The sequence below is a fragment of the Hoeflea sp. genome (assembly GCF_039975035.1).
Taxonomy (GTDB): Bacteria; Pseudomonadota; Alphaproteobacteria; order Rhizobiales; family Rhizobiaceae; genus Hoeflea.
The window spans coordinates 18,837-40,460 of the sequence record NZ_JBDWHW010000055.1; the positions used below are offsets into that span (position 1 = coordinate 18,837).

The 21,624-nt window shown below is 60.5% G+C and carries 23 protein-coding genes; 13 read left to right on the top strand and 10 right to left on the bottom strand.

What is annotated here, in order from left to right; genetic code table 11:
- Window positions 1-2 precede the first annotated feature (2 nt).
- Both ABJN75_RS04340 and ABJN75_RS04345 read left to right on the top strand, forming a co-directional pair.
- The gene (locus tag ABJN75_RS04340) at window positions 3-539 is read left to right on the top strand and encodes a MarR family transcriptional regulator (protein ID WP_348437210.1); all 537 of its coding nucleotides are present in this window, start codon (window positions 3-5) and stop codon (window positions 537-539) included.
- Complete coding sequence (locus ABJN75_RS04345) at window positions 536-1,243, top strand: MOSC domain-containing protein (RefSeq protein WP_348437212.1); 708 nt, start codon at window positions 536-538, stop codon at window positions 1,241-1,243. The genes ABJN75_RS04340 and ABJN75_RS04345 overlap by 4 nt, the downstream gene beginning before the upstream one ends.
- Here ABJN75_RS04345 and ABJN75_RS04350 read toward each other — a convergent pair.
- The 5 genes from ABJN75_RS04350 to ABJN75_RS04370 all read right to left on the bottom strand — a co-directional run bounded on the left by ABJN75_RS04350 (window position 1,240) and on the right by ABJN75_RS04370 (window position 6,135).
- On the bottom strand, window positions 1,240-1,911 hold the full coding sequence (locus tag ABJN75_RS04350; RefSeq protein WP_348437214.1) for an LUD domain-containing protein: 672 nt from the start codon (window positions 1,909-1,911) through the stop codon (window positions 1,240-1,242). The two genes, ABJN75_RS04345 and ABJN75_RS04350, sit on opposite strands and share 4 nt — an antisense overlap.
- Window positions 1,908-3,344 carry a LutB/LldF family L-lactate oxidation iron-sulfur protein gene (locus ABJN75_RS04355; RefSeq protein ID WP_348437216.1) on the bottom strand — a complete coding sequence of 479 codons (1,437 nt, stop codon included), beginning with the start codon at window positions 3,342-3,344 and terminating at the stop codon, window positions 1,908-1,910. Before ABJN75_RS04355 ends, ABJN75_RS04350 begins: the two co-directional genes overlap by 4 nt.
- Window positions 3,345-3,364: 20 nt before the next feature.
- Entirely contained in the window at window positions 3,365-4,111 is a 747-nt protein-coding gene (locus tag ABJN75_RS04360) for a (Fe-S)-binding protein (protein ID WP_348437218.1), read from the bottom strand.
- Window positions 4,112-4,146: 35 nt separating this feature from the next.
- Window positions 4,147-4,974, bottom strand: a complete 828-nt coding sequence (locus tag ABJN75_RS04365; RefSeq protein ID WP_348437219.1) for an FCD domain-containing protein — start codon at window positions 4,972-4,974, stop codon at window positions 4,147-4,149.
- Window positions 4,975-5,100: 126 nt separating this feature from the next.
- On the bottom strand, window positions 5,101-6,135 hold the full coding sequence (locus ABJN75_RS04370; protein ID WP_348437221.1) for a LysR family transcriptional regulator: 1,035 nt from the start codon (window positions 6,133-6,135) through the stop codon (window positions 5,101-5,103).
- 230 nt (window positions 6,136-6,365) lie between these two features.
- On the opposite strand from ABJN75_RS04370, the gene ABJN75_RS04375 reads away from it, so the two are divergent.
- The 4 genes from ABJN75_RS04375 (at window position 6,366) to glcF (ending at window position 10,931) form a co-directional block, all read left to right on the top strand.
- Complete coding sequence (locus ABJN75_RS04375) at window positions 6,366-7,853, top strand: FAD-linked oxidase C-terminal domain-containing protein (RefSeq protein ID WP_348437223.1); 1,488 nt, start codon at window positions 6,366-6,368, stop codon at window positions 7,851-7,853.
- Entirely contained in the window at window positions 7,850-9,067 is a 1,218-nt protein-coding gene (glcE, locus tag ABJN75_RS04380) for a glycolate oxidase subunit GlcE (RefSeq protein ID WP_348437225.1), read from the top strand. The genes ABJN75_RS04375 and glcE overlap by 4 nt, the downstream gene beginning before the upstream one ends.
- A gap of 53 nt (window positions 9,068-9,120) precedes the next feature.
- A complete protein-coding gene (locus ABJN75_RS04385; protein WP_348437227.1) occupies window positions 9,121-9,498 on the top strand; it encodes a DUF4870 domain-containing protein in 378 nt (125 codons plus the stop codon).
- A 95-nt stretch (window positions 9,499-9,593) separates the two neighbouring features.
- A complete protein-coding gene (glcF, locus tag ABJN75_RS04390) occupies window positions 9,594-10,931 on the top strand; it encodes a glycolate oxidase subunit GlcF (protein WP_348437229.1) in 1,338 nt (445 codons plus the stop codon).
- A 95-nt stretch (window positions 10,932-11,026) separates the two neighbouring features.
- Here glcF and ABJN75_RS04395 read toward each other — a convergent pair whose 3' ends face one another.
- Both ABJN75_RS04395 and ABJN75_RS04400 read right to left on the bottom strand, forming a co-directional pair.
- Window positions 11,027-11,734, bottom strand: coding sequence for a L,D-transpeptidase (locus ABJN75_RS04395; protein ID WP_348437231.1), 708 nt, complete (start codon window positions 11,732-11,734; stop codon window positions 11,027-11,029).
- A 171-nt stretch (window positions 11,735-11,905) separates the two neighbouring features.
- Window positions 11,906-12,673 carry a L,D-transpeptidase gene (locus ABJN75_RS04400; RefSeq protein ID WP_348437233.1) on the bottom strand — a complete coding sequence of 256 codons (768 nt, stop codon included), beginning with the start codon at window positions 12,671-12,673 and terminating at the stop codon, window positions 11,906-11,908.
- A 252-nt stretch (window positions 12,674-12,925) separates the two neighbouring features.
- On the opposite strand from ABJN75_RS04400, the gene ABJN75_RS04405 reads away from it, so the two are divergent.
- Entirely contained in the window at window positions 12,926-13,558 is a 633-nt protein-coding gene (locus tag ABJN75_RS04405; RefSeq protein ID WP_348437235.1) for a DNA-3-methyladenine glycosylase I, read from the top strand.
- Window positions 13,558-13,911, top strand: coding sequence for a DUF1801 domain-containing protein (locus tag ABJN75_RS04410; RefSeq protein WP_348437237.1), 354 nt, complete (start codon window positions 13,558-13,560; stop codon window positions 13,909-13,911). The genes ABJN75_RS04405 and ABJN75_RS04410 overlap by 1 nt, the downstream gene beginning before the upstream one ends.
- A gap of 3 nt (window positions 13,912-13,914) precedes the next feature.
- Here ABJN75_RS04410 and ABJN75_RS04415 read toward each other — a convergent pair whose 3' ends face one another.
- Complete coding sequence (locus ABJN75_RS04415; protein ID WP_348437238.1) at window positions 13,915-14,784, bottom strand: DMT family transporter; 870 nt, start codon at window positions 14,782-14,784, stop codon at window positions 13,915-13,917.
- A 306-nt stretch (window positions 14,785-15,090) separates the two neighbouring features.
- Here ABJN75_RS04415 and ABJN75_RS04420 point away from each other — a divergent pair, with 306 nt between their 5' ends.
- The 5 genes from ABJN75_RS04420 (at window position 15,091) to ABJN75_RS04440 (ending at window position 19,936) form a co-directional block, all read left to right on the top strand.
- Window positions 15,091-15,570 carry a BA14K family protein gene (locus ABJN75_RS04420; protein ID WP_348437240.1) on the top strand — a complete coding sequence of 160 codons (480 nt, stop codon included), beginning with the start codon at window positions 15,091-15,093 and terminating at the stop codon, window positions 15,568-15,570.
- A 125-nt stretch (window positions 15,571-15,695) separates the two neighbouring features.
- Window positions 15,696-17,351 carry a histidine--tRNA ligase gene (hisS, locus tag ABJN75_RS04425; RefSeq protein ID WP_348437241.1) on the top strand — a complete coding sequence of 552 codons (1,656 nt, stop codon included), beginning with the start codon at window positions 15,696-15,698 and terminating at the stop codon, window positions 17,349-17,351.
- Between the two features lie 7 nt (window positions 17,352-17,358).
- On the top strand, window positions 17,359-18,480 hold the full coding sequence (locus ABJN75_RS04430; RefSeq protein WP_348437243.1) for an ATP phosphoribosyltransferase regulatory subunit: 1,122 nt from the start codon (window positions 17,359-17,361) through the stop codon (window positions 18,478-18,480).
- The gene (gene hisG / locus ABJN75_RS04435) at window positions 18,477-19,187 is read left to right on the top strand and encodes an ATP phosphoribosyltransferase (protein ID WP_348437245.1); all 711 of its coding nucleotides are present in this window, start codon (window positions 18,477-18,479) and stop codon (window positions 19,185-19,187) included. Before ABJN75_RS04430 ends, hisG begins: the two co-directional genes overlap by 4 nt.
- Before the next feature lie 419 nt (window positions 19,188-19,606).
- Window positions 19,607-19,936, top strand: a complete 330-nt coding sequence (locus tag ABJN75_RS04440; RefSeq protein ID WP_348437247.1) for a hypothetical protein — start codon at window positions 19,607-19,609, stop codon at window positions 19,934-19,936.
- A gap of 81 nt (window positions 19,937-20,017) precedes the next feature.
- On the opposite strand, the gene ABJN75_RS04445 is transcribed toward ABJN75_RS04440, so the two are convergent.
- Both ABJN75_RS04445 and ABJN75_RS04450 read right to left on the bottom strand, forming a co-directional pair.
- Window positions 20,018-20,464 (bottom strand): DoxX family protein, encoded by a 447-nt coding sequence (locus ABJN75_RS04445; protein WP_348437249.1) that lies wholly within the window; start codon window positions 20,462-20,464, stop codon window positions 20,018-20,020.
- 218 nt (window positions 20,465-20,682) lie between these two features.
- Window positions 20,683-21,129, bottom strand: a complete 447-nt coding sequence (locus tag ABJN75_RS04450; RefSeq protein WP_348437250.1) for a hypothetical protein — start codon at window positions 21,127-21,129, stop codon at window positions 20,683-20,685.
- Window positions 21,130-21,624: the final 495 nt, after the last annotated feature.

The following is a 21,624-nucleotide window of genomic DNA, read 5'->3' on the forward strand; positions in this document are numbered from 1 at the left end:
GCATGCCCCAGCGTATCCGTGCCCTGATCGAACGCCTTGCCAAACTCTCCGAGGCGGAGGATTGGGCGGAGGATCTCAACCCTGCGCAGATGACCGCACTGACCTATCTGGTTCGTGCCAACCGGTTTTCCCGCGCTCCATCGCACGTCGCCGCCTACTCCGGTTCGACACGCGGCACCGTTTCCCAGACATTGCGAGCGCTTGAGCGAAAGGGACTTGTGACGGAATCGCGCTCGCAAAGTGATCGGCGCAGCATCTCGTTCGAGGTGACCGATTCTGGACAGTCGCTGGCGTCCGCACAAAAGACGCTTGATCAGGTGTTAGCCGATCTTCCGTCCGAGAGCGCAGCAGCGCTCGAACTTGGTCTGGACACGGTGTTGCGGGGGTTGATCCAGGCTCGAGGTGGCAAGGTATTCGGCATTTGCCGCACCTGCCGCCATCACCTTGAACAAGGGGCTGGTGGCTATTGCCAGCTTCTTGCCGTCAATTTGCAGCCTGCCGAGATCGGCCAGATCTGCCACGAACATGAGACCGCATGATGAATAACAGAACTGAAACCAGTGCGCGGGTCGTCGGGTTGTACGTCGGACAGGTCCGTCATCCCTGGTCTGGAAAACCCGGCTCGGCAATCGCCAAGCAACTGGTCGACTGTCCTCAGCAACTGGGACGGGAAGGGTTCGAGATGGATGCTCAAGCCGATCTGAAAGTGCATGGCGGCCCCGACAAGGCGGTGCATCACTATGCTGCGGATCACTATGGAGCCTGGCGGTCGGAACTCGGCGATCCTGCGCAGGATTTCGGCCCAGGCCGGTTTGGTGAAAACATCGCGACGTTTGGAATGACCGAGGCCGATCTGTGCATCGGTGATCTGCTCCGGCTCGGATCAGCGGTTGTGGAAGTGTCGCAGGGACGTCAGCCCTGCTGGAAACTCAATGCCCATACAGGCATCAAGACCATGGCTGCATTGTTTCAGGAGACAGCCCGTACCGGCTGGTATTACCGTGTGCTCGAGCCCGGTCTGGTCGGGGTTGGCGACACCATCAAACGCATGGAGTGCCCCAATCCCGGATGGACTGTGGAACGGGTTACACGCGCCCGTCTCGACGCACGTATCGATCAGAAGACCGCTGCCCAACTGGCGGAGCTGCCGCGGCTGGCATCGGGGTGGGCGGATGCCTTCAGGCGCAAAGCCGATCGCCAGGACCGCGAGGATACGTCCGCTCGTCTTGAAGGGCCGGCCTAATCAACCACAATGATATGCAGCGCCCTGGGTCCGTGCGCGCCGAGCAGGATGGTCTGTTCGATGTCGCCCGAGCGCGAAGGACCGGTCACCAGATTGACGACGCGCGGCATCTCGCCCTTGCCTTGCGTCTTGCGCACCATCGTCCAGACGCTTTCCATGTCGCCCCTGATGTCGGAAGCCTTGAGCACGACGATGTGGTGCTCGGGCAGGAAATTGATGGTTGTCGGATTGTCCTGACCGGAGATCAGCGCCAGCGTCCCGGTCTCGGCAATACCGGCCAGGGCATGGCTGACACCTGTCAGGTCGCCGCCGTCTGACGCGCCGTGGCGCACCTCGAGGTTCTTTACCGAAGTCCATCCGGCCTTTTGCAAGCGCTTATCGGCACCTATGCGGATTTCGGCCGGCAGGTTGTGAGCGCGCAGGTAGGTGCCGACTTCCGCCGGCACCTTCTTGTAATCGGCCACCTGCGTTACGGTCGCGCCGAATTGCGATGCCATGGCGCAAAACAGTTCCAGTTGCCCGGCCTTGGGAAGCATTGCTCTTGCGGGAATAACGCCGGTGAGCGTCTCCACCAGCCGCGCGGCCACGGTTTTCCTGCGCTCTGTATCAGGCCCGGAAACCCGCATGGATGCCCGGATCTTGCCCAGTACGGTGTCGCGCGCGCTCATTGTCCGGCCTCCTGCTTGAGCGTTTCACGTTGTGCCCAGGCTTGCAGGAATGTACGTCCCTCGGGGGCAGGCAGGTCGCGGTGACGGGTCCATCCGCCTGCAAACGGCAATGTGTGGAACCGCTTCGATTTTCCGCCAAACAGCGACAGCAGAGGCATCGCCAACGATGCGCCAAGCCGGTAGAGTTTTGGCCGCTTGGCAAAAAATGCCCAGAGTTTCAGGCCATAACGCGCTGTCAACGGCGTCAAATTGCGTTCGAATTCCCGTTCGCGCCAATGCCGCATCATCTTGGGTAACGGGATATGCATCGGGCACACCGCCTCGCAGCGTCCGCAAAAGGTCGAGGCATTGGGCAGTTGCCCGGTCTCGTCGATGCCGTTGAGCGAAGGCGTCAGCACCGCGCCCATCGGGCCGGGATAGACCGATCCGTAGGCGTGACCACCGACCGCGTGATAGACCGGGCAGTGGTTCATGCAGGCGCCGCAGCGTATGCAGCGCAGCATGTCCTGGTACTCGGTGCCCAGCATCGCCGAGCGGCCATTGTCCAGAAGCACGACATGATACTCATCAGGCCCGTCCGGGTCCTCATCGCGCTTCGGGCCGGTCGAGAACGTGGTGTAGACGCTCATGTCCTGGCCGGTGGCCGATCGTGCCAGCACGCGCAGGATCTGCGAGGTGTCTTCAAGTGTTGGCACGATCTTCTCGATCGAGGCTACCACCACATGCACCTTGCCCAGCGTCTGGGTAAGGTCGCCATTGCCCTCATTGGTGACGATCACCGAGCTGCCGGTCTCGGCGATGAGAAAGTTGGCGCCGGTGATTCCGACATCGGCGGCGAAATAGCGTTGGCGCAGCACCTCGCGCGCCTCACCAAGCAGCGCTTCAGGCTCGGTCAGATCACGCCCCTCGGGCAGATGCGTATGAACCCGGCGGAAATCGCCCTCGACCTGCTCCTTGTTCAGATGGACCGCCGGCGCGATGATATGGCTTGGATGCTCGCCGCGAAGCTGGATGATGTATTCGCCCAGATCGGTTTCCACCGGTTCGATGCCGTTGGCCGAAAGATGATCGTTGAGCGCGATCTCCTCGGTGATCATCGACTTGCCCTTGGTCACCGTGCGGGCATTGGCCTTCCTGCAGATGTCGAGCACGATGCGGCGCGCGTCCTCGGCGGTTTCGGCCCAATGCACCACGCCGCCTGCGGCGGTGACATTGCGCTCGTATTCCTCCAGATAAAGATCGAGATGGGAAAGAACATGGTTCTTGATATCGCGGGCATTGTCCCTTAGCGCATCGAATTCCGGCAGCGCATCGGCAGCTGTCTGGCGTTTGCCGATAAAGCCCTTCTCGACATTGCCGAGCGCCTTCTGCAATTGCGCGTCAACCAGCGCTTTGGCCGAGTTGGCTTTGAAATGTTTGGCGGCGAGTTCCATTGGCTGTCTCCTGTTCCGCCCTATTTGCCGCTTCCGGCAATCGGCGGCTGACTGGTCATGCCGGCGAGGACTTCGGCGACGTGACGAACCTCGATATCGGATCCCTGTCGCTTGAGCTTTCCGGCCATGTTCATCAGGCAGCCAAGATCGCCGGCCAGCAGCATGTCCGCGCTGGAAGCATCGATATTGCCGACCTTCTTGGTGACGATAGCGTTGGAGATGTCGGAATATTTCACGCAGAAGGTTCCGCCAAAGCCGCAACAGACATCGGAGTCCTTCATTTCATGAATTTCAATTCCGCTGACATTTTCCAGCAGCTTGCGCGGCTGTTCCCTGATACCGAGTTCGCGCAATCCCGAGCAGGAATCATGATAGGTGATTTTCGCGTCGAGCGCCGCTCCGGTATCACGCACCATCATCACGTCAGTCAGGAACGAGATCAGTTCGTGGCATTTGTCGGAAAACCGCTGCGCCCGGTCTTCCCAGGCAGCGTTACCGGCAAACAGGCCGGGATAGTGCTTCTTCAGCATGGATGCGCAGGAGCCGGATGGTGCGACGATGAAATCAAAGCCTTCGAAAGCCTCGATCACCTGCTCGGCAATCTCGCGTGTATCGGCCCGGTCCCCGGTATTGTAGGCCGGCTGGCCGCAACAGGTCTGCGCCACCGGAACATGCACTTCGCAGCCTGCATCCTGCAGCAGCTTGACGCTTGCGAAACCGACCGACGGCCGGAAAAGATCGACCAGACAGGTCGCAAAAAGTCCCACGCGCGGCTGTCCCGCACCCGTTGTTTCACTCGACGTCAATTTGCCGTCTCCGATTGTTTCAGCTTGGCTTTTTTGGAGTTGCCCGAAAGGTTGGGTGCACGTTGTTGCAGGCGCAGGATGGACACCCGTTCCCAGTCGCCCGAGCGTTGCGCATCCGTCATTGCCCTGGAGACGAAATCGATATGCGCCTGCGCCGCGCGGCGTCCGGCCTGTGCATCGCCCGCCATCACCGCTTCATAGATCGCCACATGTTGCTGCAGCAATTGTTCGCGCGCGCCGGGCAGATTGTAGACCATGGCCCGGTTGTAAAACACGCCTTCGGTCAACAGCCTGTAGCACGACCGCAATGTGTGAAGCAGGATGATATTGTGCGCGCACTCGCCGATCGCGCTGTGGAATTCCACGTCGATGGACGCCTCTTCCTCGAAATCATCTTTCTGGTGCGCAGCTTTCATGGCTGTGATGATGCGGGTCAGCAGCGCCTTGTCGGCGTCCGTGGCGCGCCGGGCGGCGAACTCAACGGTAACGGCCTCCACTTCGCGCCGGTATTCCAGGTAATCGAGTGTTGCCTTCTGGTGCCGGGCAATCAGCTCCATCACCGGCCGGGTAAACACCTGGCCAATGACATCGGCGACAAAGGTCCCGCCTCCATGTTGTGTGTTGAGAAGCCCGCGGCCTTCAAGAACCTTCAGCGCTTCGCGCAGGATAGGTCGGGAAACATCAAACTGCTTGGCCAGTTCGCGCTCGCCGGGAAGCCGGTCGCCAACACGCAGAATCCCCTCGAGCACGAGAATCTCGATCTGATGAACCACTTCATCAGCCGTCCGGCTATGCTCGATACGTGAAAAAATGTCGGTGGTCATTAATGGTTCCCGGTGCCTCCTCTCCGCAATCGTAACAAGCGGTGGGAAACGTGGTCAATATTTTTATCCAATTCATGGCAAGTTTCCAGTTGCCAGCAAATAATGGCGACCTGGTTTCGGCGCGCCTCAGCCCTGGTCGACGGTATCAAATGAGTTTGAGCCGGGTTCATTGCCGTCACCGCCAGCCGGACGCACTGCCTCTGAGGACCCCGGCTTGCCCGAGCCGGACTGACCGCCGGCCGGCCGCGCCGGAGCATCGGAAACCGGATTTTCCCAATAGGGCGCGGGGCCGTAAAGCTCGGCCAGATAATCAATGAACAGTCGGACCTTGGCGGGCAGAAACCGCCGGCTGGCATAAACCGCATGGATGGCCACATTGCGCGAGCCTTCGTAGGCGGGGAGAACCTGAACAAGCCGCCCTTCAGCCAGTTCGGTGCCGATGTCCCATGTCGATCGCAGCGCGATGCCGACACCGCCGATGACCGCTTCACGCACCACTTCGCTGGAGTTGGTTTGCAGCGGTCCGGTGGGACGATGGATGATCTGGCCCTTCGGGCCTTCAAGCTTCCAGGGATCGTTGTTGTGCGCTGCCAGGCAAATATGCCGGTCAAGATCGTCGATGCTGCGGGGTCGACCGTACCGCTGCAGATAGCCGGGCGAGGCGACCAAAACCCGGCGAACAGGAGCCAGTTTGCGCGCCACAAGGCTCGAATCGCCCAATTCAGCAATCCGAATCGCCAGATCATAGCCGTCACCGACGATGTCGACGAATTCGTCGCGCAGCATCAGATTGACGCCGAGATCCGGATTGGCCTGCATGAAGGCATTGATATGAGGGGCGATGTGCATGCGTCCGAAAGATGTCGGGGCGGAAACTTTCAGCACGCCGCGTGCCAGTGTCGAGCGGCGCGAAACAAAGGCCTCGGCTTCCTCGATCCCGGCAAGGATGGCCAGCACCCGCTCGTAAAACCCCTGACCTGCTTCGGTCAGCGAGATCTGCCGCGTCGTGCGCTGCATCAGCCGCGTACCGAGCCGGTCTTCCAGCCGCCGAAGTCTTTTGGAGACCACGGCCGGCGACAATCCGAGTTCGCGCCCGGCCGCCGACATCGATCCGGCGGAGACCACTCGGGCGAAAATTTCGAGGTCTCCGAGATTGTTCATTCGACGCAGTCTCCCTCATTTCAGATAGACCTATTACTCTTACGTGAGCATAATCGCACCAGACCATTTTGCCCAAGGAAACTCGATTGGCACCGTTTGCGACAAGGCCGGGGTGAAACATGCGATGGAATCCGGATTGCCGATCTTTGGAATGAGTGGTAAATAAATAGTACCAGTTATATCCGTGCATCAGTTTTTGACTGCTGTCGCGGGTCGCGAAGGAGGATGTCATGACGGAACTGATTGCTTTTTTGGAGCCTGACCAGGCGGTCATCGGCCGCCGTCCCGCGATTATCGCCGATCTTGCGAAGCTGCTTCCTGAAAGCTGCCTGATTACCGACGAGCGCGAGCTGATGCCGTTTGACACCGATGCTTTCGTTTCCTACCGGCGCATGCCTCTGGCAGTTGTGCTGCCCGAAACCACCGCCCAGGTGGCGGCTGTGCTGAAGTACTGCAACGACAATGCCATTCGGGTGGTGCCGCGCGGCGCCGGCACCTCCTTGTCAGGTGGCGCCATACCGCAGGAAGACGCCATCGTCATTGGCGTTTCCAAGCTGAACAGAATTCTGGATATGGATTTTGCAAACCGTGCCGCGGTGGTGCAGGCAGGCGTTACAAATATTTCCATCAGTCAGGCCGTGGAGGCCGATGGTTTCTTCTATGCGCCGGACCCGAGCTCGCAACTGGCCTGCACCATCGGCGGCAACATCGGCATGAATTCCGGCGGCGCGCATTGCCTCAAATATGGCGTGACAACCAACAATCTGATGGGCGTCAAAATGGTCATGTTCGATGGTTCCATCGTCGATATTGGCGGGAAGGCGCTCGATTCCGCAGGCTATGACCTGCTCGGTCTGATCTGCGGGTCGGAAGGCCAGCTCGGCATTGTTACCGAGGCAACAGTCAGGCTCATCGCCAGACCGGAGGGTGCACGTCCGGTTTTGTTCGGGTTTGAGACCTCGGTCGCCGCCGGCGCTTGCGTCACCGATATCATCGGCGCGGGCATCATTCCCGTTGCCATCGAATTCATGGACAAACCGGCCATCGAAATCTGTGAGGCATTTGCCCATGCCGGCTACCCGATGGATGTCGAGGCCCTGCTTATTGTCGAGGTCGAGGGGTCGGACGCCGAAATGGACGCCATGCTCGAACGCATCATCGAGATTGCCCGCAAGCACGGCGTCAAGACCATCAAGGAAAGCCAGTCGGCCACCGAGGCCGCTTTGATCTGGAAAGGCCGCAAATCCGCGTTTGGCGCGACCGGCCGCATCGCCGACTATATCTGCATGGATGGCACCGTGCCGCTCGGACAATTGTCCCATGTCCTGGAAAAAACCAGCGAGATCATCGACCGCTACGGATTGCGGGTCGCCAATGTGTTTCATGCTGGCGACGGCAACATGCATCCGCTCATCCTGTTTGACGCCAATGATCCGGAGGAAAGCCTGAAGGCGGAAATGGCCGGCAACGACATTCTCAAGCTGTGCGTCGACGCCGGCGGCTGTCTGACCGGAGAGCATGGTGTGGGTATCGAAAAACGCGATCTGATGCGCCATCAATATTCCGACGCCGATCTCGCCCAGCAGATGCGGGTGCGCGCGGCGTTTGATCCGAATTGGATCCTCAATCCCTCCAAGGTGTTTCCGCTCGAGGGCCGCAACGGCAGTCAGCCCGGCAAGCAAAGCGCCCAGGCCCGTGCCGGAAAGGCTGCGGCATGAGTGCGGGGGAGATCGGATATCCCGAAACCGAGGAAGAGGTCGCACGCAGTGTCAGCGAAGCACATGCCGCCGGTCTTCCGATCGAAATCCGGGGAGGTGGCACCAGGACGGGTTTGGGCCGGCCTTTGCAATGCGCCTCGACACTGTCGTTGGCCAGACTGACCGGGATTACCAATTACGACCCGTCCGAACTGGTGATGGCGGCTCGCGCGGGAACGCCGCTCGCCGAGATCGAAACGGCCCTTGCGGCCAACAACCAGATGCTGACCTTCGAGCCGATGGATCATCGTCCGCTTCTGGGCAGCACCGGCGAGCCGACAATCGGCGGCGTGTTCGCGGGTAATGTCTCCGGTCCCCGGCGCATCCTGGCGGGCGCCGCGCGTGACAACCTTCTCGGCGTGCGCTTCGTCAACGGGGCGGGCGACGTTGTCAAAAGCGGAGGCCGGGTGATGAAAAACGTCACCGGGCTGGATCTGGTCAAGCTGCTGGCAGGCTCCTGGGGGACCCTCGGGGTATTGTGTGAAGTCATCTTCAAGGTGCTGCCGAGGCCCGAAACATCGGTGAGCATTGCCGTCTCCGGCCTCAATGACGCCGAAGCCGCTGAAGCCATGGCAGCCGCAATGGCGATGTCTGTCGAAGTGTCAGGCGCCGCGCATCTGCCGGAAAGCGTTGTCAGCAAGGTGGCGGACGGCCGGCTCAAGGGCGGCCCGTTGACGGTCCTCAGGCTCGAAGGGCTGACGCCTTCGGTCGAAGTCCGCTCGGGACGGCTTGTCGCGGAAATGCGCCGCCGCGGCGAGGTCTCGGTTCTTGATACGCCAGAGACTGAAAGGCTGTGGCGTGACATCCGGGATGTGAAGCCTTTTGCCTCGCAACACACCAAGCCTGTCTGGCGGGTGTCGGTCGCGCCGAACGCCGGTCACCAGCTTGTCGCAGCCTTGCGGCTCAAGACAGGCGTCGACGCCTTTTACGATTGGCAGGGCGGGCTGGTCTGGCTTCAGATGGAAGCTGACCCCGACGCCGATCTGGTCCGCCAGTACATCAAGGTGCTGGGCGGCGGCCATGCGACGCTGGTGCGGGCGGATGCGGCAACGCGCGCGTCCGTGCCGGTATTCGAGCCGCAACCGCAGGTGCTTGAGGCGTTGTCGCGGCGGATCAAGGATCAGTTCGATCCGGCTGGCGTTCTCAATCCGGGGCGCATGACAGCGACGATATGATAGCATGGTGCTGCCTGGACCGAGGGTCCTTTCGAAAAAAAAGGAAGTATGCAATGAGCAATCCGGAACACACCCCCGAACCCCGCCAGACCGACCGCTGGCTGGAACCGGGAAAGACCAATCTGCAGGTTATCTACATCCTTTACCTTGCAAGCTTCGTGATCGGGATTTCCGGCATCGTCGGCATAGTGCTTGCCCATCTCAACCGCGGCAAATCGGAACCCTGGCTCGAGAGCCATTACACCTGGGCGATCCGCACCTTCTGGCTCGGCCTGCTCGGTGCCTTGGTCAGTGGTCTGCTGATGCTGGTTCTGGTTGGAATGTTGACGATGGTTCTGGTTGGCCTCTGGATTATCGTGCGCACGATCGTCGGGCTTCAGAAACTCGGTCGCAACGAACCGATCGACAATCCGCAAAGCTGGCTGCTCTGAGCGCTCCAGCACCCGCAATCCGGGAATTCTGCGGCCGGCCCGAGCGGCCTGCCGCATCAAATATCCATTTGTGATAGCCTTGAGGTATCCGCGACATGCAGACCAATTTCACCGCTGAGCAGCTCAAGGATCCCGGTGTCGCTGAATCCGAGAAGATCCTCAGGAAATGCGTGCATTGCGGATTTTGCACCGCCACCTGTCCAACCTATGTGACGCTCGGCAATGAGCTCGACAGCCCGCGCGGCCGGATCTATCTGATCAAGGACATGCTGGAAAACAACCGGCCCGCTGACAAACAGGTGGTCACCCATATCGACCGCTGTCTGTCGTGTCTGGCCTGCATGACCACTTGCCCGTCAGGCGTCAATTACATGCATTTGGTTGACCACGCCCGTGCCCATATAGAAAAGACCTACAAGCGACCTTTGATGGACCGCATCACCCGTGCGCTGCTGGCGCTGGTGCTTCCTTACCCCGGCCGCTTTCGCGCCTCGCTCTATGCCGCTCGTCTCGGACGGCCCTTCGCACCCCTGTTTCGCGCCTTGCCAGGCATGAAGCCGATGGCGGCGATGCTGGAGCTTGCGCCCGCCACAGTGCCGGCTCCTTCGGAGTTTGCCAGACCGGGCGCTCATCAGGCGGCCGGCGAAAAGCGCGGGCGCGTCGCCATCCTGACCGGCTGCGCCCAGCCCGTGCTCAAGCCCTGCATCAACGAGGCGACGATCAGGCTGCTCAACCGCATCGGGGTTGAGGTGGTGGTGCCTGAAGGCGAGGGCTGTTGCGGGGCGCTGGTGCATCACATGGGCCGCGAGCATGACGCGCTCGATGCGGCGCGCAGGAATATCGACGCCTGGACGCGCCAGATCGAAAATGACGGCCTTGACGCCATCATCATCACCGCCTCGGGCTGCGGCACCACGATCAAGGATTACGGCTTCATGTTGCGCGAGGACCCTGCCTACGCGGACAAGGCAGTGCGGGTTTCGGCGCTCGCCAAGGACATCACCGAGTATCTTTCCAGTATCGAATTGCCTGCGCCGGTCAATGGCGCGGATATGGTTGTGGCCTATCATTCCGCCTGTTCGATGCAGCACGGCCAGAAGATTACGACCGAGCCCAAGGCGCTGCTCAAGGCCGCTGGTTTCACCGTCAAGGATCCCCCCGAGGGGCATCTGTGTTGCGGATCGGCAGGCACCTACAACATCATGCAGCCTGAAATCGCCCGGACACTCCGCGACCGCAAGGTCAGGAACATCGAGCGTACCCGTCCTGACCTGATCGCCACCGGCAATATCGGCTGCATGACCCAGATCGCAGGGGGCACCGGCATTCCGATCATCCATACGGTCGAGCTTCTCGATTGGGTGTACGGCGGGGAGAAGCCCGCCGGGCTGCCGGCTGCGGTAAAAACAGTGCGGTTGGAAGCCGCGGAATAGCACATTGCCGACCGGGTCAGTTGAGGGCATGAAAAAGGCGGCATCCGAAATGCCGCCTTGTGAAAACCGTTTGGTCCGGTTGCGTCAATCGTGCTTCAGCCGCCGAACAGCGAGCCGAAGAAATCCATGCCGCGATCAGTATAGAGCTTTTCCGAGCCTCTGCCATTCGGGCCGATCACAATGACCTTGGAGCCAACGCCTGCGCGGCTGTAGAGATGTTCGACATCCTCGTTCATCATACGGATGCAGCCCGACGACATGTTCTGGCCGATGGTCCAGGGTTGATTGGTACCGTGAATGCGGAAAATGGTGTCGCGTCCGCCCTTGTAAAGATAGAGCGCACGTGCGCCCAGCGGGTTGTTCGGACCGCCTTTCATGTGGGCCGGCAAATGACGGCCCTTTTTGCGTTCACGCGCAATCATGGAGGCGGGAGGAGTCCAGCCCGGCCATTCGGCCTTCCGGCCCACCTTCACGGTTCCAGACCAGCCAAACCCGTCGCGGCCGACACCGACGCCATACCGGGTGGCGCGATTTTTTCCCTCGACGTAATAGAGGTATTTGGTGTTGGTATCGACGATGATCGTGCCCGGCTTCTCGCTGGTCTGAAGCCTGACTTTCTTGCGCCAGAATTCGGATTTCGGTTTCTTCGACTGCGCCACCTGCACGACAGGAAGCGCAGATTGGGCTTGTGGCGTGGCGCTCCTGGGCATCGCGGATGCACTTGGCAGGGCCGGAGCGATCAACAGCGCCAGGGCGCTCGCCGCCAGGATGGCAAAACGGGTTGAAAGACGTGGCAAAGTCATGGAGTCCCCTCTTGGATTTTTCATCTTATGCCACAAAGGTACCATTGATTTTCAGGGGATCAACCTCACTCAGGGTCGAAACTGGGCAGGACCTGCGATCCAGACGTGAAAAAACCCGGCCTGGCGCTGCCGCCGGGCCGGGTTGATAAACTGGCCTTTGCCGGCCCAAAATCACATCACGATGACCTTGGCTCCCACTTTTACCCGCTCGTACAATTCGGTGACATCCTCGTTGCGCATCCGGATACAACCAGACGACACGGCATTGCCGATGGTCCAGGGCTGGTTGGTGCCGTGGATCCGGTAAAGCGTCGAGCCCAGATAGAGCGCCCGGGCGCCGAGCGGATTTTCAGGGCCGCCCTTCATGTGTGCAGGCAGGATCCGGCCTTCCTGCTCGCGCACCCGCTTGATCATTTCCGCAGGCGGCGTCCAACCCGGCCATTCCGCCTTGCGGCTGACCTTCTCGGTGCCGCTCCAGGCATGGCCTTGCTTGCCGACGCCGACGCCGTAACGCCGCGCCTGGCCATTGCCTGTGACCAGATAAAGGAAACGCTGGCTGGTATCGATGATGATGGTTCCGGCTTTCTGATCGCCGTCATAAGACACTGTCTGAGGCAGGAAACGTGGATCCATCTGGCGGGCAGGGGCGGGTTTTGCCCGCGGCGCTGCCAGGGCCACATTTGTCACCCGGCGCGGTTCGGCCCTGAGCGTACGGGTCTGATAGACCGGCGTGCGCGCCGCTTTGGGCCGAGTGCGGTAGACAACGCCGCCGCGCGGAGCGGCCTGACCGCCAAGCTGCATCACCCAGGGAGCGGACAGATCCGGGCTCAACACCACAGGTGGACGCTGGCCGTAACGATCACCCGCGCCGGCGGGCGTGGCGAGGGAAGCGAAGCTCAAGGCTGCGCCTGACATGAAGAGAAGAGCAAGTTTTTTCATCGGACGGACCCAATACCTTTCGTCTGATTTCGGCAGAACGCCACCGCCGGTTTGCGCCGATGACCCTGCCTTCATGACCCATGCTGAGGCGCGGGATGGAATCAATTGGTGAATCGGCGTCAATAAAAAGCCGGTTTGGCCGGAAAGCTCTTCTTAGGGTTATCGCCGCCTTGCAAAACGCGGTGAACGACCGCTTAATTGCCCCCGATTCCCGATTAACCATGCAAGCCAGCGGCTAGATGGAGCAAAATGATGGCGCATGAAAACGGTCTGACCGTCTCCGAGGACGGCCGCACGCGCTGCTTCTGGCCGGGTACTCTGCCCGATTATCTGGCCTATCATGACGCGGAATGGGGCAGGCCGGTCACCGACGATATCCGGTTGTTCGAGAAGATCTGCCTGGAGGGCTTCCAGTCGGGCCTGTCCTGGCTGACGATCCTGCGCAAGCGCGAGAATTTCCGAGCCGGTTTCGCAGGCTTCGATTTTCACAAGGTCGCCCGCTTTGACGAGACCGACATCGAGCGGCTGCTGGCAGACAAGGGCATCGTGAGGCATCGCGGCAAGATCGTCTCGACCATCAACAACGCCAACCGCGCCATCGAGATGGTTGACGAGTTTGGCTCGCTGGCCCGCTATTTCTGGAGCCATGAACCCGGGCCCGAAGATCGTCCCGTTACGGTCGACTACGCCACATTGACCGCCAATCCGACGACTGCCGTGTCCACACGCATCTCCAGGGATTTGAAGAAACGTGGTTGGAGTTTCGTCGGCCCGACCACTGTCTATGCCTTCATGCAGGCAATGGGCCTGGTTAACGATCATCTGGAAGGCTGCTGCTGCCGGACGGAAGTGGAGGCGGCGCGGGCCGCGTTGCAGCGGCCCTGATGAACCCCGACGAGCTCAAGGCGCTGATCCTGGACGTGGCCGCCCGCACTCCGGAAATCGGAGCGCTCGAGGAAAGCCTGAAATGGGGCGAGCAGAGTTTTGCTCCGCAAAAGCGCAACACCGGCAGTTCGGTCCGGATCCAGCCGCGCGCCAATGGCGATGTGGCGCTGATGTTCATCTGCCACACCAATCTGGTCGAGGAGTTTCGCAGGCTTTATCCCGACACGCTCGATTTCGAGGGCAACCGGGCAATTGTTCTGGAAGCGGGAAAGACCGCTGATAGGGCGGCGTTATCGCATTGCGTCGGGCTTGCGCTCACCTGCAAGCTGCGCAAGCGCGCCGGCAAGGCGTGAGGCTCACGCCCGTTTCTGCCTGGCGATGATCGCAGTTGCGACGCCGCCCAGGATCAGCAGTGACGAGATGAGCAGCCGCAACGACCAGGCTTCGCCAAGCAGAAGTGTGCCTCCGAGTGTTGCGATCACCGGCACCGTCAATTGCACGATGGCGCCCTGGGTCGCCCCGATCTGCCTGAGCACGCGGTACCACAGCGCATAGCCGAGCCCGGAAGTGACTGCCCCCGAGAGTATCGCGAGCACCAGGCCGGGCATGTTTGCGTGCACCGGCAATCGCGCCGCAAGAACGATAAGTCCGAGCGGCGCGACAAAAGCCACCGAACGCAGAAAATTGTCTGCCGTCGCCTTCAGCGGATCGGAGAGCCCGCGGCCGCGCAGCGAATAGGCGCCCCAGGCGACGCCGGACAGCGCCATCAAGCTTGCCGCCAGCGGATCGGGCGCCGACAGGCCCGGCGAGACCAGCCAGATGAACGCACCGAAAGCGGTCAGCAGCCCCAGCCATTCAAGCGCACCCGGCCTATCGCCTTCCTTCAGGCTCCAGCCGATCATCGTGGCCTGCACGCAGGCAAACAGGATCAACGCGCCGGTCCCGGTGTCGAGCGCGACATAGGCGTAGGAAAATGCCGTAGCATAGGCAAACAACGCAAAAGCCGAGCCCCAGGAGCCGGAACGGGCGCGCGCATTGCCATTCCGGTCGCGGGCATTGAAAGCAACCAGTACCCAGAGCATCACCGCTCCGCCTGCAAGTCTGACCGCGGAATAGCTCGCCGGATCGATCAACTGTGCGTCGCCCGATCCCATAGCCATCCGGCCGAGAATCGAATTCGCGGCAAATGCCATCATGGTCAGGGTTGTGAGCAGAACCAGGCGCAAGGCAGCACCGCTTTCTTCAGAAGGGTCGGGAAGGGCGAGGGCAACACCTATCGCCCGCTTGGCGCCGCCTGTCGATCATGCCGGCCTATTTCCACAGTCACGTTTCCGCGAGACCGGGAGGCTGAAGGTCTGCCGGCCGGAGTTTGGCAATCACCGGATGGCTGATATAGTCGCATCGAAAGCGGTGTGTTCCGGGGCTGGCCAGAATCAGAATGAACCAGATCCATGAGCGGCCGACGGAACCATAAAACGCTCAGCGCGTTGACGTCTTGACGGGATAGTTGTGATCCACATGAGGAGTGTGAAATGTTAAAGACACTGATGAAGACCATGATATCGGTTTCGTTTTGCTTCGCGGCTATCGCGCCGGCAAGCGCCGCGCCGATGATGCTGCAGAAACCCGCCGTTGAAAGAGCCGGCTCATCCAATCTGGTGATCCAGGTGGAAAGCGGCAAGCATGGCAAAATGTACCGCAACAACCGCGACAGCAGGCGCGGCTTTTACCGCCACAACAATCGCGGTTACTATAACGGTCACCGTGGCTACCGGCATCAGCGTCGCGGGTATCGCCGGCACAACGGCTACTGGTTCCCGCCCGCGGCCTTTGCACTGGGTGCCATCGTCGGCGGCGCGCTCAACAACAGCAGTCCGGCAACGCGTCCGGGTTACACGAACCCGCAGCACGTTCGCTGGTGCTACAACAAGTACCGCTCGTATCGTGACTATGACAACTCGTTCCAGCCCTATCACGGTCCGCGCCGGGTGTGCCGCTCACCCTATTATTGAGCCGGTACCGGAATAGGTGAGGGGGTCTGGCTGTAACCGGCCGGGCTCCCAAAGCCTTGCAGCAAAAGGGCCTGTCGGTTAGGAGAAGCGCGACGAACCGTTTCTCCTTTCGCAGGCACTTTTTCATGTCCGACAAGAAGCAGAAGAAGCCCCAGAAACTCAAAGCCCGTCTGGCGCGTGGTTTTCCCGACCGGTCGCCTGGGGATATTCGCGCCACTGATCAGATGATGGCGAGGATCAAACTGGTCTATGAACGCTTCGGTTTCGAGCCGGTGGAAACCCCTTTTGTCGAATACACCGACGCACTGGGAAAATTCCTGCCCGACCAGGATCGGCCCAATGAAGGCGTGTTTTCGTTTCAGGATGACGACGAGCAGTGGCTGAGCCTGCGCTATGATCTGACGGCACCTTTGGCCCGTCACGTGGCCGAGAATTTCAACGACATCCAGTTGCCCTACCGCACCTACCGCGCCGGTTGGGTGTTCCGCAACGAAAAGCCCGGCCCCGGCCGTTTCCGCCAGTTCATGCAGTTCGACGCCGACATCGTTGGTGCTCCCGGCGTTCAGGCAGATGCCGAAATGTGCATGATGATGGCCGACACCATGGAAGCGCTCGGCATCAAGCGCGGTGACTACGTGATCCGCGTCAACAACCGCAAGGTGCTCGATGGCGTGATGGAGGCGATCGACTTGGGCGGCCCGGAGAATGCCGCCAAACGCCTCACCGTGCTGCGAGCGATTGATAAGCTCGACAAGTTCGGCATCGAGGGCGTGAAGCTGTTGCTCGGTTCGGGCCGATGGGATGGCGGCAAGGAAGGTGAGGGGGACTTTACGCCGGGGGCGGGGTTGAATCCCGACCAAATTGCTATCCTCCTCAGGATGTTTGACAAAGAGGTCCTTGAGGTAAGTGAACCTCCGGGCAACAAAGATATTGCCCAAATACAGGTTTCCTATGGAGAGGAGAATAAATTCAATCCGAGTTCGTTCACCCTAAGCGCTCTTGGGGTCGACGTTGAAAGCGGAGCTCAAAAGGAGGGAGAGGAGGAACTACGAACCATGCGTTCACTTTTCGAGGCAGCAGGTTACGGACCTGATCGCATCAAGATCGACCGCTCCGTCGTCCGTGGCCTCGAATATTACACCGGTCCTGTTTACGAGGCTGAACTGCTGTTCGATGTTACCAACGAGAAGGGCCAAAAAGTCCAGTTCGGCTCGGTCGGCGGCGGTGGCCGTTATGATGGTCTGGTTTCGCGTTTTATGGGCCAGCCCGTGCCTGCCACTGGCTTTTCCATCGGCGTCTCGCGGCTGATGACCGCGCTGAAGAACCTCGGCAAGATTTCGGGCGAAGCAGCCACCGGTCCGATCCTCATCACCATCATGGATCGCGACCGCATCGGCGATTACGCCAAAATGGCGCAGGTACTGCGCACCGCGCTCAACCCGGTGGATGACAACAACCAGCCGCTCGGACCGACCATTCCGGTCGAGCTGTTCCAGGGCAATCCCAAGGATTTCCCCAAGCAGTTGCGCTATGCCGACCGTCGCGGTTCACCCATCGCCATCATTCAGGGCGGCAACGAGAAGGAGGCGGGCCAAGTCATCGTCAAGGACCTGATCGAGGGCAAGCGCATCGCCGAAACCATCACCGACAACGCCGAATGGCGCGAGGCCAAGGCCGGCGAACATCTGGTCGACGAGGGAGATCTGGTCATCACCGTCAAGCGGATCCTTGCCGAGCAGGCGTCCGACGCCGCACTCAACACTGCCAACGGGCAGGGCTGAGACACCTATGCCCCAGGCCGGACTTCCAGATTTCGCCGACGATCTCGCCCGCGCACTTGCCGCGCTGCAGGCGCCGCGTGTCGACACCCCGGTAATCCAGCCGGCCGAGCCGTTTCTGGACATGGCCGGCGAGGATCTGCGCCGCCGCATCTTCCTCACCGAATCCGAGACCGGGGAAAGCCTCTGCCTCAGGCCCGAATTCACCATTCCGGTCTGCCGCGCCCATATCGCCGAGGGTGTGGCCACACCACGCCGCTACTCCTATCTGGGGCAGGTGTTCCGCCAGCGCCGCGATGGGGCGAACGAGTTTTTCCAGGCAGGTGTCGAGGATCTGGGCGAGACCGATGAGGCACGCGCCGATGCCCAGGCTGTCTCCGATGCCCGCGCGCTTGTTTCGCATTATGCGTCGGGTCACGACCTCACCGTTACCCTTGGCGATCAGTCGGTGTTTGAAGCCGTTGTCGCGGGCCTTGGCTTGCCCGCGGGCTGGCAGAAACGGCTGATCCATGCCTTTGGCAATGAGCAGGCGCTTGCCGCCATGATCGCCCGATTGGCCAGTCCCGACGCGTCGGCCGCTCCCGATGAGGCTGTTGCAGGCTTCCTCGCCAAGGGGGATGCCGGCGGTCTGGAGGCCCACATCGAAAGTGTCATGGAGGCCACCGGCTATTCCACTCATGCCAGCCGGTCGCCCGCCGAAATCACCGCACGGCTGATGGACAAGCAGACGCTCGCCTCGACCCGGTTGTCGCCGGCCTCGCTTGACGCGCTCAAGGCTTTCCTCGCGCTTGATGTGCCCCTTGATCGCGCCGCGCAGGTGCTGTCTGACTTTGCCAAGGCTGCAGGGCTCGATATCCGCGCCGCGCAGCAGAGTTTCGAAGCCCGCCTCAACGCCCTGTCGGAGCGGGGCGAAGATCTGGCGCGCATGCACTGGCGTGCCGCGTTTGGCCGTCCGCTGGATTACTATACCGGGCTCGTGTTCGAGATCGCGGCGGGCGAAACGGGTCTGGTTCTCGCCGGCGGTGGCCGCTACGACCGGCTGATGACGCTGCTTGGCGCGCGCGAACCTATCCCTGCCGTGGGCTTTTCGCTCTGGCTTGACCGGATGGAAACCGTGAGGGCCCGATCATGACCATTACCCCAGAGGCACTGACAATCGCGCTGCCATCCAAGGGCCGGATGAAGGATGACGCCATCGCGGTGTTTGAGCGCGCCGGACTGCCGGTGTCGGCGATCGGCAATGACCGCAGCTATCGCGGCCGCATCGAAGGCATCGACGGGGTCGAGGTCGCCTTCCTGTCGGCCTCCGAGATTGCCCGCGAACTTGGCGCCGGTGCCGTGGATTTCGGTGTTACCGGTGAGGATCTGGTGCGCGAAAGCCTGCCGCGCGCTGACGAGAAGGCCGAAATCATGGCCCGGCTCGGGTTTGGTCATGCCGATGTGGTGGTCGCTGTGCCCGACATCTGGAAGGATGTCGACAGCATGGCCGATCTCGGCGATGTGGCCGCGGATTTCCGTGCCCGTCATGGCCGCCGGCTGGCTATCGCCACCAAGTACTGGCGGCTGACGCAAAATTTCTTTTCCACCCGCCATGGCATCCAGCTTTACCGCATCGTGGAAAGCCTCGGCGCCACCGAAGGTGCGCCGGCTTCGGGTGCCGCCGATATCATTGTCGATATCACCTCCACCGGCTCGACCCTGACTGCCAATCATCTCAGAATCCTGTCGGACGGCGTGATCCTGAAGTCTGAAGCCTGTCTGGTGCGCGCCCGCAAGCCGTCGCATGATGGCGATCCCCGCATGGCGGCAATCATCAAGGCGGTCCGGTCCGTAACCTGATCCGGCCTCGAATCGGCGAAGCCTTGCGGTAGCGCATGAAAAAGGCCGCCCCTTCGTGGGGCGGCCATGTCGAAGGGAGGGCGGAATCCCTGTCGACTGCGTCGCCGCAGCATGTCAGATCGGGGGGCAACTGCGGCTCACAATCTCATCTACGCATCATGCTTGCGCGCGGATCACCGGCAAAGACCGGCAAGCCAACTTTATTTTCGTGCCGACGTTCGTCCCACTTGTGTTTTTGCTGCTTTGAGGCAGAGTTGAAGTCTCCGGGAAAGACCCGGCCTGCACGCGTCCTTCGCGTCCCTTCGGCCAGCCCCAGATCGCCGCAGGCAGACGAATGGCTCCGCCAACCAAAAAGCCGCTTCTCCACCGGTTCAGCCTCGTCCCTGGCACCGGGATGATTTTGGATTGTGGGGTACATCATGGAATTTGCCATCGCATCGGCAGTGTTTCTGTCGTCGCTGCTACTGCTTGCCGTACTGACGCGAATGGCCGCGATCAGACCGGATGCCGCGATTTTGCGCGGCGAGTTCGCACCGGCCTTGCTTAGCGTTGTTGTAACGGCCGGTCTCACTCTCGGGTTGTTGGGCATGTTTTTTGGCGGGGAGGCCTATTTCACCTCACCGGCCATAAAGTTGTTGTCGATCGCCGGAATCATAGCTGCGGCGATCTGGTTCGTGGCAAAGCGGGCAGCGCCCGCCGCGCGCACTCGGAACAGCCCGTTGCCTGTCAATCGCCAGCCTCTTGCCTGAACGCGAAAGCCCCCGGCGCATTCATGCACCGGGGGCTGCATTCGATTCAGCTGGATTTGTTGTTCAGACGGTCCGGATTGTTCAGACGGTCCGGGCAAACGGCGTCGCACCGCGACGGGCGTCGATGGAATAGGCGCCGGCGCCGACAACGGCAAGCAGGATATAGGCGCCTGCCAGCGTGATGTTCTTCATCATCATGATCATGTTCAGTGTGTTGATCCAGCCGAGCGCACCTTCAGGCCAGCCGTCAATGGCAACAGTTCCCGAGTGAAAGACCAGGCCCGTGAACACGCAGAACGCAGCCAACGCCCAACCGGTGATCCTGGTCTGGAAACCGACAAGCACGAAAAGGCCGGCAATCAACTCGAATGCGCCGGCAAGGTATGCCAGCAGTGTCGCGGCTGGCAGGCCGGCGCCGGAGATCATGCCTGCTGTTGCAGCTGGATCTGTCAGCTTGTCGAAACCGGAAAGGATGAACATGAAGCTCAACAGAACGCGAGCAATGAGAAGCAGTAGGTTGGTGGACATGGGTGTCTCCTGTTTGAACATGACAGGACACCTATCTGCAATCATTAGGTCTGAATAGCTGAACAATGTTGAACATATCGTTCATTTAAACTTGACGCAACGGGGTCGCCGGCAGTGCGATGCCTCGTATCCGATTGAAGACGCAAATGCCGCTTAAAGACTTCGAAGCGATGCGTGTTCGGCAAGGTTCAAATGAAATCCAATGGAACCCGTATGCATCAGTGATTGTGCGACGGTTTGTTTCGATCCAGCTTGAATTTCGGAAATATGAAAATGCCGTTGATGGAACCGTCGCCGTCATCGGAGAAGTTGGAGGACTGGCCAGTGCACAGAACCGGAGAATGACTGCCGTCCTCGTGAATGATGGTGGTGGAAAAGCAAAATGACGAAGGGCTGGTCGCGGCCACTTCGTAAAGTTCCAGCACCTGATGCCGGCACGGTGCATCGTAGCATTGCACCAGATTGAGCAGCCCGAAATCTCCCTCGTCGGGGAGCCCGTGGTGATGCCGGGCCGCCGGCCCGATGAAAAAGACACCGGTCGCGAGATTGGCGGTCCAGCTTTCTATTCGGCAATAATGCGAGACAAGCTCCGGATCCGGCGTGACAAAGCCTTTCGGCGGCGCGCCAAACCCTTCTAAGTCGTTCGCTTTAGTAATCTTGAACAATATCCACCTCGGCAGAGCGTGATGAGTTCGATCATGTAAATATGCCCTGTGTGCCCGGATGCGCATCATGCGCGGCCCGGCTCGGCGAAATATGAGGTCCTGTCTGATCTGACCGGAATACGCCCGGCACGGAAATCTCCGTCAAACAGTATCCATCACCACGTCGGTGTCTTGCAATCACAGGGTTCTCAACGCAACAAAGAATCCACTTGCGCTTTCTGAGTAAGCCTACCCTTAATTTCAGTTAATGGTTAAACTATTGCTAATTCAAAAGCCAAGATTTCGCACAAGGCGTCTGGACGATTTGAGTTTATCCGGTTCAATACCAAGGATCTAAAACAATAAAGGGCGGTCCGCAGACCGCCCTGAATTCATCCCCATCCGACACTTCGGGCACAATCGGCCCGGAGTATTCCGGAGGATAGGCAAGTACGGTGGGGCATTGGTAACAAGGCTGACGCCTTATTACATCATGCCGCCCATGCCGCCCATTCC

Bases quoted from the DNA above. Each gene is read 5' to 3' on its own strand.
- ABJN75_RS04340 (WP_348437210.1), top strand. From the start codon at position 3: ATGCCCCAGCGTATCCGTGCCCTGATCGAACGCCTTGCCAAACTCTCC.
- ABJN75_RS04345 (WP_348437212.1), top strand. From the start codon at position 536: ATGATGAATAACAGAACTGAAACCAGTGCGCGGGTCGTCGGGTTGTAC.
- ABJN75_RS04350 (WP_348437214.1), bottom strand. From the start codon at position 1,911: ATGAGCGCGCGCGACACCGTACTGGGCAAGATCCGGGCATCCATGCGG.
- ABJN75_RS04355 (WP_348437216.1), bottom strand. From the start codon at position 3,344: ATGGAACTCGCCGCCAAACATTTCAAAGCCAACTCGGCCAAAGCGCTG.
- ABJN75_RS04365 (WP_348437219.1), bottom strand. From the start codon at position 4,974: ATGACCACCGACATTTTTTCACGTATCGAGCATAGCCGGACGGCTGAT.
- ABJN75_RS04370 (WP_348437221.1), bottom strand. From the start codon at position 6,135: ATGAACAATCTCGGAGACCTCGAAATTTTCGCCCGAGTGGTCTCCGCC.
- ABJN75_RS04375 (WP_348437223.1), top strand. From the start codon at position 6,366: ATGACGGAACTGATTGCTTTTTTGGAGCCTGACCAGGCGGTCATCGGC.
- glcE (WP_348437225.1), top strand. From the start codon at position 7,850: ATGAGTGCGGGGGAGATCGGATATCCCGAAACCGAGGAAGAGGTCGCA.
- ABJN75_RS04385 (WP_348437227.1), top strand. From the start codon at position 9,121: ATGAGCAATCCGGAACACACCCCCGAACCCCGCCAGACCGACCGCTGG.
- glcF (WP_348437229.1), top strand. From the start codon at position 9,594: ATGCAGACCAATTTCACCGCTGAGCAGCTCAAGGATCCCGGTGTCGCT.
- ABJN75_RS04395 (WP_348437231.1), bottom strand. From the start codon at position 11,734: ATGACTTTGCCACGTCTTTCAACCCGTTTTGCCATCCTGGCGGCGAGC.
- ABJN75_RS04400 (WP_348437233.1), bottom strand. From the start codon at position 12,673: ATGAAAAAACTTGCTCTTCTCTTCATGTCAGGCGCAGCCTTGAGCTTC.
- ABJN75_RS04405 (WP_348437235.1), top strand. From the start codon at position 12,926: ATGGCGCATGAAAACGGTCTGACCGTCTCCGAGGACGGCCGCACGCGC.
- ABJN75_RS04410 (WP_348437237.1), top strand. From the start codon at position 13,558: ATGAACCCCGACGAGCTCAAGGCGCTGATCCTGGACGTGGCCGCCCGC.
- ABJN75_RS04420 (WP_348437240.1), top strand. From the start codon at position 15,091: ATGTTAAAGACACTGATGAAGACCATGATATCGGTTTCGTTTTGCTTC.
- hisS (WP_348437241.1), top strand. From the start codon at position 15,696: ATGTCCGACAAGAAGCAGAAGAAGCCCCAGAAACTCAAAGCCCGTCTG.
- ABJN75_RS04430 (WP_348437243.1), top strand. From the start codon at position 17,359: ATGCCCCAGGCCGGACTTCCAGATTTCGCCGACGATCTCGCCCGCGCA.
- hisG (WP_348437245.1), top strand. From the start codon at position 18,477: ATGACCATTACCCCAGAGGCACTGACAATCGCGCTGCCATCCAAGGGC.
- ABJN75_RS04440 (WP_348437247.1), top strand. From the start codon at position 19,607: ATGGAATTTGCCATCGCATCGGCAGTGTTTCTGTCGTCGCTGCTACTG.
- ABJN75_RS04445 (WP_348437249.1), bottom strand. From the start codon at position 20,464: ATGTCCACCAACCTACTGCTTCTCATTGCTCGCGTTCTGTTGAGCTTC.